General features: G+C 37.2%; 19 protein-coding genes and 1 tRNA gene. 12 read left to right on the top strand and 8 right to left on the bottom strand.

What is annotated here, in order from left to right:
* Positions 1 to 496 precede the first annotated feature (496 nt).
* From DZB84_RS14780 to DZB84_RS14765, 4 genes are all read left to right on the top strand, one after another.
* On the top strand, positions 497 to 694 hold the full coding sequence (locus DZB84_RS14780) for a hypothetical protein (protein ID WP_116353034.1): 198 nt from the start codon (positions 497 to 499) through the stop codon (positions 692 to 694).
* Positions 695 to 828: 134 nt separating this feature from the next.
* On the top strand, positions 829 to 1374 hold the full coding sequence (locus DZB84_RS14775; RefSeq protein WP_116353033.1) for an RNA polymerase sigma factor: 546 nt from the start codon (positions 829 to 831) through the stop codon (positions 1372 to 1374).
* Positions 1352 to 1966, top strand: a complete 615-nt coding sequence (locus DZB84_RS14770; protein ID WP_116353032.1) for a hypothetical protein — start codon at positions 1352 to 1354, stop codon at positions 1964 to 1966. Before DZB84_RS14775 ends, DZB84_RS14770 begins: the two co-directional genes overlap by 23 nt.
* A 161-nt stretch (positions 1967 to 2127) precedes the next feature.
* Complete coding sequence (locus DZB84_RS14765; protein ID WP_116353031.1) at positions 2128 to 3084, top strand: processed acidic surface protein; 957 nt, start codon at positions 2128 to 2130, stop codon at positions 3082 to 3084.
* 44 nt (positions 3085 to 3128) lie between these two features.
* Here the strand turns inward: DZB84_RS14765 and DZB84_RS14760 are convergent, their stop codons facing one another.
* The 4 genes from DZB84_RS14760 to plsY form a co-directional block, all read right to left on the bottom strand.
* Positions 3129 to 4040, bottom strand: coding sequence for a DMT family transporter (locus tag DZB84_RS14760; RefSeq protein WP_116353030.1), 912 nt, complete (start codon positions 4038 to 4040; stop codon positions 3129 to 3131).
* Positions 4041 to 4123: 83 nt separating this feature from the next.
* Positions 4124 to 6022 (bottom strand): beta-propeller domain-containing protein, encoded by a 1899-nt coding sequence (locus DZB84_RS14755; protein ID WP_116353029.1) that lies wholly within the window; start codon positions 6020 to 6022, stop codon positions 4124 to 4126.
* Positions 6023 to 6330: 308 nt separating this feature from the next.
* Positions 6331 to 7929 carry an aminotransferase class V-fold PLP-dependent enzyme gene (locus DZB84_RS14750; protein ID WP_116353028.1) on the bottom strand — a complete coding sequence of 533 codons (1599 nt, stop codon included), beginning with the start codon at positions 7927 to 7929 and terminating at the stop codon, positions 6331 to 6333.
* Positions 7930 to 7945: 16 nt separating this feature from the next.
* Positions 7946 to 8515, bottom strand: a complete 570-nt coding sequence (gene plsY / locus DZB84_RS14745; RefSeq protein WP_116353027.1) for a glycerol-3-phosphate 1-O-acyltransferase PlsY — start codon at positions 8513 to 8515, stop codon at positions 7946 to 7948.
* A 396-nt stretch (positions 8516 to 8911) separates the two neighbouring features.
* Here plsY and DZB84_RS14735 point away from each other — a divergent pair.
* The 3 genes from DZB84_RS14735 to DZB84_RS14725 all read left to right on the top strand — a co-directional run bounded on the left by DZB84_RS14735 (position 8912) and on the right by DZB84_RS14725 (position 11961).
* Positions 8912 to 8983: transfer RNA gene (locus DZB84_RS14735), tRNA-Ala, on the top strand.
* Between the two features lie 130 nt (positions 8984 to 9113).
* Positions 9114 to 10247: a thermonuclease family protein gene (locus tag DZB84_RS25295; RefSeq protein WP_223254459.1), complete on the top strand. Its 1134-nt coding sequence runs from the start codon at positions 9114 to 9116 to the stop codon at positions 10245 to 10247.
* A 229-nt stretch (positions 10248 to 10476) separates the two neighbouring features.
* Positions 10477 to 11961, top strand: coding sequence for an aldehyde dehydrogenase family protein (locus tag DZB84_RS14725; RefSeq protein WP_116353025.1), 1485 nt, complete (start codon positions 10477 to 10479; stop codon positions 11959 to 11961).
* A gap of 241 nt (positions 11962 to 12202) precedes the next feature.
* Here the strand turns inward: DZB84_RS14725 and DZB84_RS14720 are convergent, their stop codons facing one another.
* From DZB84_RS14720 to DZB84_RS14710, 3 genes are all read right to left on the bottom strand, one after another.
* Positions 12203 to 12817 (bottom strand): YitT family protein, encoded by a 615-nt coding sequence (locus DZB84_RS14720; protein ID WP_116353024.1) that lies wholly within the window; start codon positions 12815 to 12817, stop codon positions 12203 to 12205.
* A 75-nt stretch (positions 12818 to 12892) separates the two neighbouring features.
* The gene (locus DZB84_RS14715; protein ID WP_116353023.1) at positions 12893 to 13627 is read right to left on the bottom strand and encodes an NUDIX domain-containing protein; all 735 of its coding nucleotides are present in this window, start codon (positions 13625 to 13627) and stop codon (positions 12893 to 12895) included.
* 134 nt (positions 13628 to 13761) lie between these two features.
* The gene (locus DZB84_RS14710; protein WP_116353022.1) at positions 13762 to 14283 is read right to left on the bottom strand and encodes a GNAT family N-acetyltransferase; all 522 of its coding nucleotides are present in this window, start codon (positions 14281 to 14283) and stop codon (positions 13762 to 13764) included.
* Positions 14284 to 14535: 252 nt separating this feature from the next.
* On the opposite strand from DZB84_RS14710, the gene DZB84_RS14705 reads away from it, so the two are divergent.
* The 3 genes from DZB84_RS14705 to DZB84_RS14695 all read left to right on the top strand — a co-directional run bounded on the left by DZB84_RS14705 (position 14536) and on the right by DZB84_RS14695 (position 16913).
* Positions 14536 to 15264, top strand: a complete 729-nt coding sequence (locus DZB84_RS14705; RefSeq protein ID WP_116353021.1) for a glucosaminidase domain-containing protein — start codon at positions 14536 to 14538, stop codon at positions 15262 to 15264.
* Between the two features lie 106 nt (positions 15265 to 15370).
* On the top strand, positions 15371 to 16135 hold the full coding sequence (locus tag DZB84_RS14700) for a CPBP family intramembrane glutamic endopeptidase (RefSeq protein ID WP_116353020.1): 765 nt from the start codon (positions 15371 to 15373) through the stop codon (positions 16133 to 16135).
* Between the two features lie 97 nt (positions 16136 to 16232).
* Positions 16233 to 16913, top strand: coding sequence for an SIMPL domain-containing protein (locus DZB84_RS14695; RefSeq protein WP_189655256.1), 681 nt, complete (start codon positions 16233 to 16235; stop codon positions 16911 to 16913).
* Between the two features lie 92 nt (positions 16914 to 17005).
* Here the strand turns inward: DZB84_RS14695 and DZB84_RS14690 are convergent, their stop codons facing one another.
* Complete coding sequence (locus tag DZB84_RS14690) at positions 17006 to 17344, bottom strand: DsrE family protein (RefSeq protein WP_116353018.1); 339 nt, start codon at positions 17342 to 17344, stop codon at positions 17006 to 17008.
* A gap of 136 nt (positions 17345 to 17480) precedes the next feature.
* On the opposite strand from DZB84_RS14690, the gene DZB84_RS14685 reads away from it, so the two are divergent.
* A complete protein-coding gene (locus tag DZB84_RS14685) occupies positions 17481 to 18086 on the top strand; it encodes a CD3073 family putative ECF transporter S component (protein ID WP_317616462.1) in 606 nt (201 codons plus the stop codon).
* Positions 18076 to 18543, top strand: a complete 468-nt coding sequence (locus DZB84_RS14680) for a CD3072 family TudS-related putative desulfidase (protein WP_116353016.1) — start codon at positions 18076 to 18078, stop codon at positions 18541 to 18543. The genes DZB84_RS14685 and DZB84_RS14680 overlap by 11 nt, the downstream gene beginning before the upstream one ends.
* The last annotated feature ends 39 nt before the right edge of the window (positions 18544 to 18582 follow it).

Here is an 18582-nt window from a genome sequence, read left to right as displayed (position 1 = left end):
GGCACGCCGCCAGCGTTCATCCTGAGCCAGGATCAAACTCTCCAATAAGAGTATTGATTGCTCAATAAGTTTGTTACTTAGAATTAACGTTGACGCTTGTATTGTGTTCAGTTTTCAAAGAACTTTTTAGTTTGTCGCCCAGAAGCGACTTTTCTAATATAACATTTTCACTTGCGAGTGTCAACTACTTTTCAAAAAAGTTTTTGTTGCTCACTCATTCAATTTGTCACTCGTTTTGGCGACAAAAATTAATATACCATCTCTTATATCCTTTTACAAGACCTTTTTTAAAAAAAGTTTTTAAGAAACAAAAAAATAATATCTTCTCTCTATTAATTCGCCATTAAAGAGATAAGATTATTATACAAGAAATAGTTTCTATATGAAATACTTTAATCATTTTAATATCTTTCAATTAATGTCTCTATTATTTTAATCATATTTGCTAGATTTACTCATACATTTTATTAAAAGATATTTGGAAGGAGGAAAGATTTTGTTTTTTGAGTTTCTACAAGCCGTTGGCATGTTTTTATCATTAGCGATGTGTTTATTTTTATTCTCATTTGTTTATATAGAAGGTTTAAGAATTAGTAATAATGAAGGAAGAATTGAAGCAAGTACTTTCATTACCTTTGTTTCGTCTATTGTAATGGCTTTCGTTTTTAGTTTTTTTGCTAGTTCTTTTTATTAAAGCGATATTCCTTTTTCAGTACTGACAATCCATTAGATTGTCAGTTTTTTTTCGAACTTTTTCCTTTAATGTGAAAGAAGTTGATGTCTTAATCGTCTAATTATATAAAGGTAAGTACAAAGGGGGTACGACGCTTGGCACATATTAGTCAAATTGAGAATTGGTTTTATGAGTATGGGGATGATGTTTATAGCTTTCTAATTTACTATACAGGGTCAATCGACGTTGATGATTATGTTCAGGAGGTGTTTTTGAAGGCAATCCGATCATTCCATACCTTTGAGGAACGTTCCAACCCTAAGACATGGTTACTTTCAATTGCAAGGAATTTAGTAATTGATAAAAACCGTCGAAAGAGGCTTATCAAATTTCAACCTTTTGACTTACTAGGAAAAAGGCATATTCAAATTGATCAATCTAATCCTGAGAGAACTCTACTTTTAGACGAAGTTCTTTCTGACATTCATGATGCAATCCTTCGCCTAAAACAATCTTATAAAGAAGTTCTTGTTTCAAGATTAATTTTAGAACTAAGTGTTGAAGAAACAGCTATCGTTTTAGGCTGGTCTACTAACAAAGTTTCTTTGACTTACCATCGTGCTGTTAAAGCTTTACAGAAAAATCTTAACTCTATCAACAAAGGAGAGGAAAAAGACTATGAAGAATACCTACCCAAATAAATCATTTCCAAAATTCCAATTAAATAATGCACAGAGAACCCGTATCGTGAATCAAATCAGATCAAGCAAAACTAAGAAAGAGAATAGGTTTTCTTCTAGCAGATTCATTATGCCCTTCCTATCAGGTGTGGTTATTTTATTACTTGTATTTGGGATTGGAACATACTCTTATTATTCCATTTTTAAAGAGGAACCCTTACATGCAGATTCTGCCTCATCATTTATAATTGATCTTCCAAAAGAAATTACTATAGAGGAACAAGGCGATTCACATATTTTTTTAAAAAATGGAACAGAGGTTGGGGGGGTAAAGAAGATCAACAAGGAATTAAAACAGCAACTTTTGTCTCAGTCAGGGATATTTGAAGATGATTTGTTGGAAGATTTTCAAGAACCAACTCAACGCGTCCTTTTCCATGTTAAACAAATACACGCCATTCAAACTGTTCATTATTTCATTCAACCCAATGATAAAGACGTCATCTATGATTTGTATTTTCATGCAAATAATCCCGGCTATTTCGGTGGTTCGGATTATCAAGCAGACTTAAAGATTATTCATGACATAGCAAAGACATTTCGAATTAACTAAACCTAATAACAATCGTTTCACTACCTTTATATATTTAAGTATTAATTGTGCTACCACAACCCTTATCTTTTAGTATTTCATTAAATTCCTCCTTTACATGCATTATTTGGTAAAAGTTGAAAATACTACACCTATGAATATAATGGCTTGGAGGAAGAGGAATGAAGAAGTTTTTACTAGTTGGGGTACTTTTTTTATTCCAGCTTGCGTATTTGTCTGTAGATGTGTTTGCTGAGGTTACCACAGAGGATTTAAAGAAATATACAACAGAGACCGGTTTGACTGAAGATGATCTTGAGGATTACCTGGCAGTTTATGATTTGTCCTTAAAGGATTTTGAAAACGTAAATGAACTGGTTTCCTATTTAGGAGAGCCTGTTAACAATGAGACCATTCAGACTCTTTTAACAAAACATAATCTAAATGAAGAAGAATTACAACATATCCTGGGCGGATTTGGGGAGTCAGTAGAAGATTATTTATTCATTAAGGACCTTGACACAACTGTTGACTTCTATCTTAATCATGCCGAGGTATTGGTAGAAGCAGAGCGAATGCTGTCTGAGGTTGGGCTAACAGAGGACGAGATTGATGGTTTATTTCTTCACTTTTTAAGCTTAAATGATATAAATCTTGAAGAGAAAATGAGATCTATCAGCTCTAATTTAGAGCAATACTTTTCCTATAATAATTCAGAAGGACTGTCTTCTGAGCAACAAAAAGAGCTTCTAGTGATGTACGATAAAATGATCGAAGTTTTTGAGTTACAACCAAGATACTATCTATTAAAGGATGGTGCTAAAGAAGCTATTGCTTATAATAAGCTACTTGAAATGGACACACTTGATGGTGCGGAACTGCTTGTTGAACTATATCGAGCTAATGATGAATACCTGCTCGATTTAAAGCTTTCAGAGGAAATGCTAGCTACTGATTTTATCATTGAACGTGGTGAAAAACTTCTAACTGTTGCTACACTTGCAACGGAAATGAGTATTAAGGTTCAAGGGAATAAACTTCCTATTACTGCTAGCCCATATTCGAATCTGCTATTAATTGGTACCCTATTCCTATTACTTGGGATTGGTGCTGTATTCATGACTCGTAAATATGCTTAAAAAATAAAGCCAGGTCTACAATTGGTAGACTTGGCTTTGCTTTTTTATCCTACACTTTGTTCTGAAAAGGATACCTTTTGTTTTTTCTTTCGCTCGCCTATGGAGTATAGCCAAATCCCAACAACAATAATGACTCCCCCAATAAGCTGTGTTTGGATGATTTTTTCTGAAAGGATAAAATAGGCTAGAATTCCCGCTCCTACTGGTTCAAATAGTATACTGACCGAAATGGTGGACGTACTTACCCATTTTAATGACCAATTGAAAAGGTTATGACCAAGCAAAGTTGGAACGATCGCTAATAGTAAAAAGTACATCCAGTCTTGATTAGCGTATCCTCCTAGTGGATAGTTAAAAATCACTACATATAAAAATAGAGTTATCGTACTAATGCTATACACAACAAATGTATATGTGACAAGTGATATCCGTTTTCGAACCGTTTGCCCAAATAGAAGATAGGCTGTAACCATCACACACGAAATGATTGCCAAGAAATCACCGTATAATGCACTCCCACTAATTCGGAAATCCCCCCAACTAATGATTATACTTCCACTTAAAGCTAGAAGGGTGCTTAGTATGGCCCCTAAACTTATTTTTTCTTTAAACAAAAAATAAGTTCCTATGAAAGCAAACACGGGCTGCATCGTTACTAATACAGTTGAACTCGTCACGGATGTGTAGTTAAGCGATTCAAACCAAAGGATAAAATGGAGAGCTAAAAAAACACCTGATATTGTGGAAAAAAGCCAATCTTTTTTTGTGATGACCCGAAGTTCTTTTCGATACTTCCATAAAAAAACAGGAAGCATTAATAGGACTGTAAAAAACAGCCGATAGAAAGCAATAACCGGTGCGGGTGCATTTGCTAATTTAACAAAAATGGCCGATGTCGATACTGCAACGACACCAATTGCCAACACGAAATATGGATTCATTTTTGGTTGATTCATGTATGTCCCTTCATTTCAAATATAATCTTATATAGTATATAAGATAAATGCATAAAAAGGATAGAAGAAAATTCTACCCTTTTTTATCGTAAAGAGACCTCACCTGTTTGGTTATAATTTTTTATGTCATATGCAGAAATCATAGTCGGCGAAATGGCATACAATGTGTCACCGATTGTCAGTAGACGTTGTATTCCCCCCTCCCACGTTTCATATGGTCCAGTATCGTGTGATAATTTTGCTTTCAAATCAATTCCTTCTAAATGGATATCGTATACATATGCACCCTGAAATTCGAATTTTTGCTCATACATTTTTCCTTCTAGATTTTGATAAACAGTGATTGGAAAGGCGAAAATCCCTTTTTCCTTATTAAATAATAATGCTTTATGGTCATAATTTAATGGGGAGTATGTTCCACGACCACCAATGATTTCAGTGAACTTTTCCTTTGGATTATTTACATCACGAATATCAAACAACGAAATTTTAACACCATCTGTATAAACCATAGGCTCACTATTACTTGTTTTATTATCAGCAACAACCTTTGTGTCTTGTCCAAAGCCAATCACATGATTTTCGTCATATGGATGGAGGTAGTTGCTAAAGCCGGGGATTTTAAGTTCTCCAAGGACTTTTGGTGCTTTTGGATTACTAGCATCGATGACGAATAACGGATCTACTTCTTTGAAAGTGACAATATAAATACGTTCACCCATGAACCGTGCTGAATAGATTCGCTCTCCTCGTGCCAGATCACTTAATGAACCAATTTGCTTTAAATTCTCATCATAAATAAACAAATTGTTCGAAGATGGTTTGGTGTTATTCCAAGTATCTCCTTTCGTTGTGGCTACTCGGAAGGTTCCATTGAATTCGTCCATGGAAAATTGATTTAAAATGGTTCCTGGTACTTCAGTTGAACTATGGAATTCGACTTTGTCCCCTTCTACTGTAAATTTGTAGACATTGGTATCTGGGGAATCGGAGTCACCCTCCCTAAATGGAATCGCATAATAATTTGCAACTGCAATATAGATGTTTTCCTTTGACATATACATTAAATTCCCACTACCTAAGTAAGACGTAATAGAAGCTTCTTTATCAGGGGCATTTAAGTCAAAGGCAGCAATTAGGGTAAAATTAGTTTCTTTTGAACCAGGAATATATTGAATTTTTTCATATGGTACCAAGGAACTTTCCTTACTAGTTGCTGAATCTGAGAAACGAGGCCTTAGATCGATTTCGTCTTCATTCGTATCTTCCATAATCCAATAATTCGGGTAGTGATTCGCAACCAGATAGATATAGTTATCAATTCTACGTGATGTCACATGGTTTCCTTCAACTTCTACCCTACGGATTTCCTCGGGATTTTTTGGGTCCTTTATATCATAAACAATCGCTGTTGTTGCTTCAAAATGTCGAGGAGGATAGATCATTGAACGTTGATTTTGATTTTTTTCCGGCGTACTATCATGAAATGTATAACCAATCACGACTAGTTTGTCTTCGTATAAGAACATTTGGTTCGGCGAAAATGAGTGAGAATATGGTATTGTCTTGATTACCTGCATTACATTTGCTGGTACTACCTTAATGATATTTAGTTTTCCATCAATAAGTTGATAAATATATTCCCCATCGGTTTTTACGATATCTGCTTCATCAACACCTTGGACTTGAGTGTTCGTCTCTGAGTGCTCGCTTCCACCTTTTTCCGCACTATCACCTGCAGCGGATTCTGTTGACACCGACATTTCCTGTTGTGCAGTATCTCTCGCGAAAAAACGAAACCTTTGATTACGCTTTTCCTCCTTAATCGCATCACGGAATATTTCTGTTAGCTTTTCTTTTGTAACGGGTTGTATCTCAGTATCGACTTGGCTAACAACTGCCGGCTTTGAAGTAGTAAAAATAGCCGTCATAGTAGTTATCACAATGACCGAGGCCAGAAAAACAATCCATCTTTTCTTCATTCATTTCACCCCTTTTCCACTTAGACGATAACTGGTAAGAAATGTTACAAAGAAAAGCGGAAACGCCTTGAATGAGGAACATCGACTAACTACTGCCACGTCCTGTGGCATACGTCGATGTCAGCACTTCCTCGAAAATGCAAAGCATTTTCTTCGTGCGATGATTATGCTGTCGAAGCTTTCCTTGTCCTGTGCAAGTCCGACAAGCATAAGAAAAGCCGGCGAGAAGGATGCTCTTTATCCTTCTTGACGGATTGACTTATGACCTCGAGGGGCTAGGCGCTGCAGCTAGACAAAAAGAAAGCCTACTAAAAAGAAGGCTCACCTACTATTTCATATTGGTTTAATAAAAGTTCAAATGTACGTAGCATTTTTAGCATTTGTTTTTCTTCATGACTGCTTAAACACGAGATTTGAATCCATTTCTTTTCTTGTAAATAGTGACTTTCATAATGAAGGTAATATCCCTGAAGTGCCATGTCATCTCCAAAATCCTTTGAAGATACATGTTCTGGCAAAAGAATCGTCATGATTGCGGGTGACGAATATTCAGGTGGTGTTAGAATCTGCAATCCTAGACCTTCAATGTACTCACGAATCATCTTGTATCGTTCTTTAATTTTCTGATAGCAATCATCATTTTCGTATTTTTTAAGTGCTTCATATAAAGCCTCAAGCATGTTTGAGGAATGGGAATATGGAATACTGTCATGATTTGCATACATTCCGAGATCAAGATATCTTGGAATGGACGGGTTTGGTGTAATGTCATGATTATGGAAGACAAATGATAATCCCGTATATCCGCCAATAGCTTTTCCACTTACTCCCGATGCAAAATAGACATCCTGTAAATCTAGTTTAACTGCACCGACCGTACTGATACAGTCAAGACAGAGGTTCACCTTGTTTGAAAGACAGATTTCTTTTAAATTCTGGAAGTTTGTAAGCATCCCCGTTGAAGTTTCACTATGAACGGCCCAAAGCCATGTATAATGACCTGTTCCAAGCTCTTTCTTAATCTCTGTTTCAGTGATAGGTACTCCCCAATCTTTTTCTAGCTTTTTAAAAGATAATCCCGCTCGATTGGCATGGTCAATTAGCCTTGAACCGAACTCCCCATTGTTTAGGATTAAGCCTTTTCCTCCAATAACAGCAAGCTGAGCAGCAATTACATCATTCGCAAGAGTCCCCGAGCCTACTAACACTTCCACATGCTTTGAGTTTGTCATGCTACAAAGTTTCTCTCTCACAGACCTCATTTGTAATAAAAATTCATTTGAACGATGTGATATTGGCTCCTGCTTAAGTGCCGCATTCACATTTTCATGAATTTTAATGGGACCAGGTAAAAAGCTAACCGGTTCCTTTAGAATTCTTCCAGCCAGTGACTCATCAAAAGTTTGTTTCGTTAAATACATTGGCCAGAACGAAGCTTCCTCAGAACCAGTTAGAGAAGCAAATGGAATAAACCCTAGCTGTCGATACAATTTCTCTTGTCTTGTTGTTCCAGAAATCAAGGCTACATCATAGCCTTCTTTCAAGCAAAAATTAGACATTAGCTGGGCAAGTCCAAAAAAGATTCTACCATTACTACGATATTCTTCTTCAACCGATAATAATCGAATTTCACATGGTTTACTCGGTTTTACCGGTAGTTGTTCATCTAAATTGTGTAACTTATAATCTAGTGAGAATGGTCTTTTGGCTCTTACAGCAATCATTCCCACTACTTTTGAATCCTTTACACAAATCAAATACGTATTTTGATCATGAAATTTATCCACTAACATCTTTTCTTCATTTTTATCATGCTGAGGAATTTCTTCAACAAAGGTTTTATAGTTTAAACGGTGTATTTGATTAAACTCCTGTTTTGTCCGAGCAATTTTATAGACAAATGTCATGATGGGATCACTCCACTTATTTATTTTCTTTTCCTACTCTTTCTTTTAAATTATCTCGATGTGCAAATAACAATAAAGCGATTACAATAAAAACAAGGGCACATTCGAGGATGGAATAATCCATAAACCAATAAATAAATGGCATCGTAAAAAAAGCTGTCATCCCTGCTATTGTAAAGCTTCTCGAAACTGCTAATAAAAGGAGAAAGATTCCACTAAACACTAGAAATGGCTGATATGCTAATACAACAAGACCACCTGCAGCTGTCGCAATTCCTTTTCCACCTTTAAATTTGAGCGTAATCGGCCAAATATGTCCGACGACAACAGCGATCAATGATAGAATCTGATATTCTAAGGAAAATCCAAGATATTTTGCCCCCATAACAACAAGTAACCCTTTTAACACATCACCTAAGGCTGTTAACAAAAATCCTGTTTTCCCTAGCAATCTACCAGCATTTCTCGCTCCAACATTTCCACTTCCAAGTTTGCGGATATCTTCACCTTTCATAAACTTCATTACGACATAGGCGGACATAATCGTTCCAATAAAATATGAGGCTAGTACATATAAAAAAACCACGAGTTCACCACCATTTTAGGTTTAATCAAATTTTACCATTTTTTATGACTGTTCACATTAAAAATGTAGATTGGCTTAGTCCTTTTTTAGTAGAAATATATGAACCTTTGGTTATTCTCATGCAAAAAATGAATCAAATACGACTTGGCGTATTTGTGTCCAAGACGTTGCCACAGGATGTGGCGCTCTTAGTCTTTGAACTTATGCTCGAAAACTTCCTTTAAAAATCTGTGACATCCGCCGGAGGCTTTAACTTTATTCAGTAGTGGTTTGAACCCCATACTTACTTTGTAACTTATAAAATCCCCCCCTTCTAGAGTAGTTAACTTCTGCTGAATAAAGTTAAAATGATTGTCTATTAAAAACGCTCATGATATAATTTGGTTAATTTCATTCGGGGTTGTAGCTCAGGGGGAGAGCATTTGCCTGGCAGGCAAAGGGTCGTGGGTTCGATTCCCATCAACTCCACTAAGTAAAAGTCACTCTTGTTCAACAAGGGTGGCTTTTTTCTTGTATGTGCAGCAAATTCTTTGATAACATTTATTTTAAAATAAATTACATACACTAAACAAAAATATTCTACTAGGGGGAAAAAACGGTGCAATATTTGTTGGGCTGTCTAGGAATTATTCTCCTACTTGCTCTTATTGTCGCAATCATCTCATGGATTGTCTCAAATCTATTCGCCACTATAGGGCTTGTGTTAGCAGCTATTGGCATCTATACGACCTATAAATATCAAAAAAACGGGCGTAAATTGAAACTACCGATTACCTTAATTGCCGTAGGTATAATCCTTGCTATTATTGGATTCTCTACAAATAATGAAGAAACTAAAACCGAAGTTGCAAAGGAACAAGTGGCAGATCAAGTAGAGAACGACAATGAACAAGTAGCGAAGGAAAAGGCGGAGGAACAAGCAAAAGAAAAAGCCGAGCTAGAAAAAGCTGCTAAGGAAGCAGAACAAAAAGCGGCTGAAGAAGCTAGACAAAAAGAAGAAGCGGAACAAAAAGCAAAAGAAGAAAAGGAACGACAAGAACAAACGGAACAAACAACGGACCAACAGGCTCAGGCAATCGGCTTAGAAGCGGTAATCGTATCTCGTGTTGTTGATGGGGACACAGTTGAGCTTTCTGATGGTCGGAAGATTCGTTTAGTTGGAGTAAATACTCCTGAATCAACAACAAGACATGAAGTATATGGGAAAGAAGCAAGTAACTATACTACCTCTCAACTGGAAGGAAAAAAAGTGTGGCTTCAAAAGGATGTATCCGATAAAGATCGCTATGATCGTTACTTACGTCTAATCTGGGTTTCAGTTCCTTCAAATGTCATGAATGAATCAGAAATCCGTTCCAAAATGTTCAATGCACAACTAGTCTTAAATGGGTATGCAGAACCATCCACCTACCCTCCTGATGTCACTTACAGCGACTATTTTGTCAAGTTCGCGCGAGAAGCACGAGCAAACGGAACTGGGCTTTGGGCATACGGAGAAAACGGTACAACAAAAGGAGACCTCGATACAGGTAGTTCAAAACCTGCGCCACCAGCTAACAAACCATCCACTGGTGGTGGCTCTAACAGTAATACAGGTGATGGTCAGGAATCCTATAAGAATTGTACAGAACTTCGAAAAGTCTATCCTGAAGGTGTTCCATCCACACATCCAGCTTATGAAGCCAAACATGACCGAGACAAAGATAATTGGGCATGCGAAAAGGCCTCATAGAGCGTACAGACTCAATCAGTTTGATTGGGTCTTTTTTTATTTAAAATTTTGATTCCTCACTTCAAAAGTTATGTAAGCTACTTATTATTTATGTCGAAAAAGGTTGTCGCAAATAGTCGGAATCTTTTGCCAAAAGTTGGTTGATTACTAGTTTCAAAATGTTACCATAGTATTGTAGGCGTTTCCACATCGCCTGTATTACTAGTTTTATAAAAAAAGGAGGAAAAAAATGAGCCAATTAACTTTTGCATTACGAGAAAAGGTTGAGTCATTTTTAAACGGGACAAAGAAGCTTTATATCAATGGAGAATTTGTTGAAAGTGCTTCTGGAAAAACCTTCGAATCCTATAATCCTGCAACAGGAGAGGTATTAGCAACTGTAAGTGAAGCAGGACCAGAGGACATTGATCGAGCTGTAAAGGCAGCCCGAAAAGCTTTTGATGAAGGCCCTTGGCAAAAAATGACTGCAGCCCAAAGAAGCCGTATCATGTATAAACTGGCAGATTTGATGGAGCTACATAAAGATGAGCTAGCACAATTGGAAACATTGGATAATGGAAAACCGATTCGTGAAACGTCAAATGCAGATATTCCTCTAGCAATTGAACATATGCGTTACTATGCTGGATGGTCAACAAAAATCGTAGGACAAACGATCCCAGTAAATGGACCATTCTTTAACTATACTCGCCATGAAGCAGTTGGTGTTGTGGGACAAATCATTCCTTGGAATTTCCCACTGCTAATGGCAATGTGGAAACTTGGTGCAGCTCTTGCAACTGGTTGTACTGTTGTATTAAAGCCCGCTGAACAAACTCCTCTTTCTGCTCTTTATTTAGCTGAGCTTATGGAAGAAGCAGGATTCCCAGCAGGGGTTGTGAACATCGTTCCTGGCTTTGGTGAAACAGCTGGCCAACCACTTGTAGATCATCCACTGGTTGATAAGATTGCTTTCACAGGTTCAACAGAAGTTGGAAAAAGCATCATGGAAAGAGCCTCCAAAACATTAAAACGAGTGACATTAGAATTAGGTGGAAAATCACCTAATATTATTTTACCGGATGCTGATCTTTCAAAAGCAATTCCTGGCGCATTAAATGGGGTTATGTTTAACCAAGGTCAGGTATGCTGTGCAGGTTCACGTGTCTTTATCCAAAAGAAACAATTTGATAATGTTGTGGCGGACATGGCAAGCCATGCTGAAAAGATTAAACAAGGGGCTGGACTTCATGCTGATACAGAAATTGGACCACTTGTTTCGATTGAACAACAAAATCGCGTTCTAGGATATATTGAAAAAGGACTTAATGAAGGGGCAGAACTAGTAGTTGGTGGTCAAAAACCATTTGAAGAAGGCTACTTCGTATCTCCAACAATCTTTGCAAACGTAAAAGATGAAATGACAATTGCAAAAGAGGAAATCTTTGGTCCTGTTATTTCGGCCATGCCATATGATGACCTAGATGAACTAATTGCTCGTGCAAACAATTCAGAGTATGGTCTTGCTGCAGGTGTGTGGACCCAAGATGTAGGAAAAGCACATTATATTGCAAATAATTTACGTGCGGGAACTGTATGGGTGAACTGCTATAATGCGTTTGACGCAGCTTCTCCGTTCGGTGGATACAAACAATCAGGTATTGGCCGTGAAATGGGATCCTATGCCCTAAATAACTACACAGAAGTAAAGAGTGTTTGGGTTGCAATGAATTAATAAGAAAAGCGCAAGCGCCTTGAAGATGAACATCGACTAAGTACTGCCACGTCCTGTGGCAAACGTCGATGTCAGCACATCATGTGCAAGTCCGATAAGCACAAGACGAGACAGCGAGAAGGTCGCTCTTTGACCTTCTGATGGATTGGCTTGTGACCTCGAGGGGCTAGGCGCTGAAGCTAGACATAGAAAGAAAGAAAGAAAGAAGGCGAGAACCTCTAGGTGGTTCTCGCCTTTTTCGTTAATAAGTAGTTGAATTTTGTTTTTGAGCTTGCGGTATCGGCAAATTGACCTTATTTATAAGATCGATGATCCTTGTGCTAATAAATTGACTTACAAGCGCAAAAATAATGATTTTCCAATCTACTACGATTCCAGTTGTAAGCAAAATGGTCCCATTAATCGCAAATAGAGTTTTTCCTGGTGAATATCCTTTTAATTTTGAAATGATTAACGCTAAAATGTCCATGCCACCAGATGAAGCTCCCATTCGAAATAATATTCCAATCCCCACTCCAAAGATGATCGATCCCACAAGTAAATCGACGAATACATATGAAATCGGGTTTGTTATAAATGGAGTAACCAATCGAATGGTGATTGCCGTGACTGTGACACAATACAATGTCCATATGGCCGTTCCCTTTCCAAGCCACTTAATTGCTGCAAATAAAAGGCCCGCATTTAGCAACCAAAGTGTACGATCAAAAGGAATACCCGCTACATAATTGAACAGTACTGCAACACTTGCCGCTCCTCCTGTTGGAATAAAATGCGGAAAAAGAAAAGTTGCCATTGCAAATCCTTGAATCATCGCTGCCGTTCCAAGTATTAAACTTTTATTCAGTGTATTCATAATGTTAAGCTCCTAATTCATCTCCTTGCGGTTCTATCACAATGGTACCATTCCTTTTCTCAGTAAAACAATCATTTATTCTCCATCATATCTTGCGAGTAACTCATATGGCCTCACTTTAAATGCTTCATATGGCGCATAATCTCCTTTAAGTGCATCCAGAACACGTGGTTTAAACTTTGGTCTTTTAATATATTCATTCATGTTCGATTTATCTAATTTTACAAAAGCTACTTCCCTTGTCTCCTTAGAGGTTGTTACATTTCCACCTACAGATTCGCCACGAAAGACAATTGAAATAGTGCTCCCATTTGAATAAATTCCTGTTACACCATGTATTATTATTTGAATTCCCGTTTCTTCAAAAACTTCCCGACAAAGTGCTTTGTCTAATGTCTCCCCTTCATCAACAGCTCCACCAGGCAGCTCCCATGTATCGGATCGCCAATATGTCTTAACTAATAATGTTTCTTGATTTTGATTTGTTATAAAACCACTAACACTAACCGTATGCTGTGGAGATTCGTATGTGCCTGTTGAAGATAAGAAATCCTCGTCACAATCCAAGTACAGTTTTTTAAATTCTTCTCCAATTTTTTCCTTTTGAACCCTCTTTTCAATCTGCAAATACTCGTCCATATTGGGATACTCCCAAATCGACATCAATTCCTCCATGGATTCCGTTTGCCATTGTCCAATTAGTTTTGCCCCATTCTTTATTTGAATTGGGATAAAGTGATCATTTAAAAAACGAATACATTGAGAAGCTTGATCAGGTTTGACACGGTATGTGATTCTTTTATAAAGCATACAAATCATTCCTTGTGACATAGATAATGTATCATACGCGAAAGGTTTTAATTCGTATGGACGGGATATGTTTCCCAAAATAAAAAGGCCTGCTTTACCCTACAATAATGGTAAGCAGACCTTTTTTATTTTGATTAGTCTCTCCAAATAATTTCACCCGATTTTGTTTGAGGATCGATTTCAACTTCGAAATCGTGTTTTTCATAAAAATAAACGAGGCGGTCAACGTGATCCCAGTCTCTTTTTGCAATATCACCTGTAATCACAGGAATATTTTGTTCACGAGCGATATCCTTTAAATGATTCATACAGATTGAACCATATCCTTGGTTCGCAGGTCCTTTAATATCACCGATATGGATCGCATTATCCTCGTCCTTGTACTGTGCATGAAGTGAAAAATCCCATTTACCTCTGTAGGCTGTTTCACAGTCGTTCACCATAATTTGGCATTGGTTCCCATCATCAAAGGCTGAGACGATTACCCATTTTTCATCTTTCGATTGGTCAATTCCGATGATTTGATGTTTTTTTGAAATTTCTTTCATGTTATCCTGCATACGATAAATCTGGAACTGCAATTCCTCTAAATCTTGTTTGACCTCTGACGGGCTCTTGTTCAGATCCTCTTTCATTAGCAAACTTTGAAAATACATCACAAACACCTTTCATTTTTTTGCAAAAAGCAATTTATTTCCATTTGTATGACAAAAATAGGAAATGTTTACGTTTCTTACAGTAAACATACAGTTTCCGATTATACTAAACTACTAGCATTTTTGCAAATCTGTCTTTACTGTCATATTTATATAAACTGGCCATAACATCTTTGTAACATTGCTGTCATTTTATTATGTTAGGATAGTTTTCAGAGTAGGAAAAAGGTCTTATGAAGGAGGTAGGATACTTTGAAAATCTCAACTCTTACAAAAAAGAAACCAGCTTTTCTCTATTTCATTGGAGCTTTAGTTATTATGGGTACTAGCATTTTTGCTACGATGCATCATTCAAATGCGCAAACAATTGAAAAGAAAAACAATCCAGTACAAGAAATAAAGAAAGAAAAAATAGATCATCAAGAACAACCAACTCAACCTGTTGAAAGCAAACCCGTTCAAATGGCTTCAAAAAATTATAATGTTGAACAGGAAAATACAATCTCTGGTCCTGAGCTGGACAAGCATTTAAAGGGGAATTTAAAAGGTCTTGGACCAAACTTTGTAAAATCGGGTGAAGAGCATGATATTGACCCTGTCTTTTTAGCTGCATTAGCTGCACAGGAAACCGGTTGGGGCAATTCGGATATTGCAAGTTCCCCATGGAATAATATTGGGGGTATTACTTGTATGCCTGATATTTACGCAAATATATTTGGCGAAGATTATCCTAACCCTGGTTGTGAAGCATTAGTAGAAGGTGGAACCAATTGGCAAAAGTTTTTATCAATTGAGGATAGTATTCGCTTTAAGGCAATCTATTTAAAGCAGTATTATGTAGAAAATGGGAATGAAACGATTGGTGAAATCCAAACAGTTTATGCTCCAAGTCAAGCTGCTAATGATGCCACTGGTTTAAATAATCACTGGGTAAAAAATATTGTATCCATCATGAACGATGTAAAAGCTGAACAAGCCTAGCAAAGGTGCCATTATGGCACCTTTTTATTTTGTAATTTAAAGTGAACTTTCTTATCATCTCATTCGTATTATCTGCAGAATATAAATGTGAATGAGGGTGTTAACAATGACAGAGTTTTTCATTTTCTGGATAGCTGCTTCGATTGGGGCAATCGCCGTTATGCCGTATCAATTTAAAATGCTGAAAGGGAAGATTGAAGAAGAAGCTAAAAAGAATCCAAGCAAAAAGATTCCTCCCACTCCTGTGCTGATTCTAATTAGTATTGTACAAAGCGTTTTACTTTTGGGAGTGTCAGCTTTTATTGGGACCTGGTTGGCACCAAAGGTTGATTTACATTGGTGGTTAATTGATCAATGGTTATATGGTACGGCTGTTCCTTATTCCATTTCGGGGACGATTCTATTGAGCGTGCTTGTCGGTGCCATTGCTTCAATTGTTATCATCGGTTTGGACTTTTTATTTATGAAAAGAATGCCCAAGGTTGACATGGATGAACCCTCAAGATTTCAGGCGTTATTAGCTTCATTTTATGGAGGTATTTCAGAGGAAGTTTTAACCCGTTTATTCATAATGACGGGAGTGGTTTATGTATCTAGCCTTTTGGGTTTAGGGAATGCATCCTATTGGATTGGGATTCTGTTTGCCGCTCTTTTATTCGGGGTTGGGCATTTACCAGCTGCCTTTGGACTATTCGGCAAATCCAATCTTGTGGTGACACGTACGATTTTACTTAATGCAATCCCAGGTATCCTATTTGGGTATTTATATTGGAAGTATGGAATCGAAATTGCCATGATTGCTCACTTTACTGGCGATATCTTTTTACATGTCATTTTCGGTCCGATATTTAGAAAAAGAATGGAAAAGTAGCTCACGAGGTTTCGTGGGCTTTTTTAAATTGTTTGACACACCTAATATGCCAGAACTAATACAATACAACAAAAGAGATATGGGAAGGAGCTCCACGATGTATTATTATGAACCTTGGATGATGCGCTCGCAGCAAATTAGAAGTAAGCATGCAAATCAAAATAAATTGAAGGTGAATGGGGAAGGAATTGTCACGGCAACACCGACTTCTTCCACAATTACGTTGGGTGTTATAACTGAAGGCAATACGGTTTCGGCTGCTCAAAATGAAAATAATCAAATCACGAATAATGTTATTCAATCTCTCGTTGTGCTGGGAATACCGAAAAATCATATCAAAACAGTAGAATTTCGAATTGAAATCCTGTATGATTTCGAAAATTCAAAGCAGACTTTGAGAGGCTATAGAGTTATTCACATGCTGCAAATTTCAGATGTAGATATTCAAGCAACCGGTAGCGTAGTTGATACGGCTGTTCAAAACGGAGCCAACACTGTTACAAGTATTCATTTTACTGTTTCGAATCCTCAGGTTTATTACGCAAAAGCGCTTGAAAATGCTATTAAGGATGCTCAGGGCAAGGCACGTACAATCGCTACTACATTAGAGGTTCAGCTACAAGAAATCCCGTTTCATATCAAGGAATTATCACAACAATCGCCACCCATCCCATTCCAAACGGCGATGTTTGCTAAAAGTGAAGCAGCAACACCGATTCAACCTGGGGAGCTAACGATCACGGCTAGGATTGAAGCGACTTTCACTTATACATTTTAGTTTTTTGAACAGGAATTATTTTTTAAAACAAAATAATGAACTGCACCTCAATAGGTGCAGTTTCTCTATGTTTTTTACGAAACTCACTATCCTCAAGATAGAGTAATTACTTCATATTTTGAGGCTAATTCGATAAATTGGTCCATCCCGCTTATCTGCCCGGCTGTAAGCTTTTCATTTAGCTCATAATAGTCAACACATGTTTTACAAGCAAGAACCTCAACTTTCTTTTCTTCCAGATCTTTTAATTGTAAAGAAACAAGCGAACTTTCCGTTAAAGTAAACACACCTCGGTTCATACAAAAAACCGCTGCAGGCAATTCTTCCTTTTGTTTAAGAATGGTGAAGAACGTTTCTAGTATCCCTTCGCCTAGTTCTTTTTCTCCTTTGCCAAGCTGATCGGAAGCAAGCAAAATAACTTTGTTTTTCATTATTTCCACCTCACTGATTTAATCATTTTATGTTAGCATATTTGAGGCCCGAACCAATAATGTTATAAATTGTAATTTAAATTATAAAAAGTGAAATACAGATAATGAATTCACAATATATTAGAAAGGGGCTTGAATTAAACAATTTGGGGAGGGGAAGAAAATTAATGAAACTAGCAAAACAATCATCTTAGCCTATTCAGCAATGGGAATCGCACTGAACGTGGTATTAGGCACGGTGGTATCCTGGATGAAAATTCCACTGTTGTTTCTAGATACGATTGGAACAGTGTTGATTTCCGTTCTATTTGGTCCTTGGTGGGGAGTCTTAACGGGGGGTTTAACGAATGTTGTATTAGGAACAACAACGGGTGCCTCCGCTATTTTCTTTGGTCTTGTCAATATAGCCATTGCATTAGTCGTTGGGTTTATGGCGCGCAAGTTTGACTTTACAAAATGGTACGTTGCTATTTCCGCGGGAATTCTTGTGTCAATCATCGCACCTTTAATAGGAACGCCAATTGCTATCGCGGTCTATGGTGGACTTAATGGAAGTGGAATGGATTTGATTGTTTTGTGGTTACGAGCTTCTGGTGAAAGTGTTTTTGCATCGACCTTTATCTCAAGAATAACTGGGAACTTTATTGATAAAATTATCACTTGCATGCTAGTTATGTTTTTAATCGTACGTCTTCCAGGTTTTACAAAAATAATGAATAAGGGGAGGAACCATGCAGCGTAGTAAAAAGATTTTACTAGTTTCTCATTGTATCTTAAATCAGAATACGGTGATTGAAAACGAAGCAAGAGCTGATGGGGCTATTATGTCCGCTATAGATTGGGCAATGAAAGAAGGATTTGGATTTTTGCAGCTACCTTGCCCTGAATTCACGTTTCTAGGTTTAAGCCGACCGCCCATGACGTACGAACAATATAATACTCCTGAATATAGGAAACATTGCAAAGTAATCCTCGAACCCGCCCTTAATCAAGCAAAAGAGTATTTAAAAAATGGCTACGAAATAGCAGGTATATTAGGAATCAAAAGCAGTCCTTCATGCGACCCTTCTAGGGGCATATTCATGGAAGAATTGATTGCCTTGTTTGCAGCTAATGAGATTCATTTGAAAACGTTGTGGTATTTGCCTAATGATCGTAATCCAATTTTTAATAGCAAATTACATTATATTAAAGTCTAATCCCCCTCGTACAATTCCAAGAGAATCTTATGGTGTTAT

Origin of the sequence: Bacillus sp. HNG, from assembly GCF_003400205.1 — a bacterium.
In the GTDB taxonomy this organism is placed as follows: domain Bacteria; phylum Bacillota; class Bacilli; order Bacillales; family Bacillaceae_L; genus Ferdinandcohnia.
This window is presented reverse-complemented; position numbering and strand designations above follow the sequence as displayed.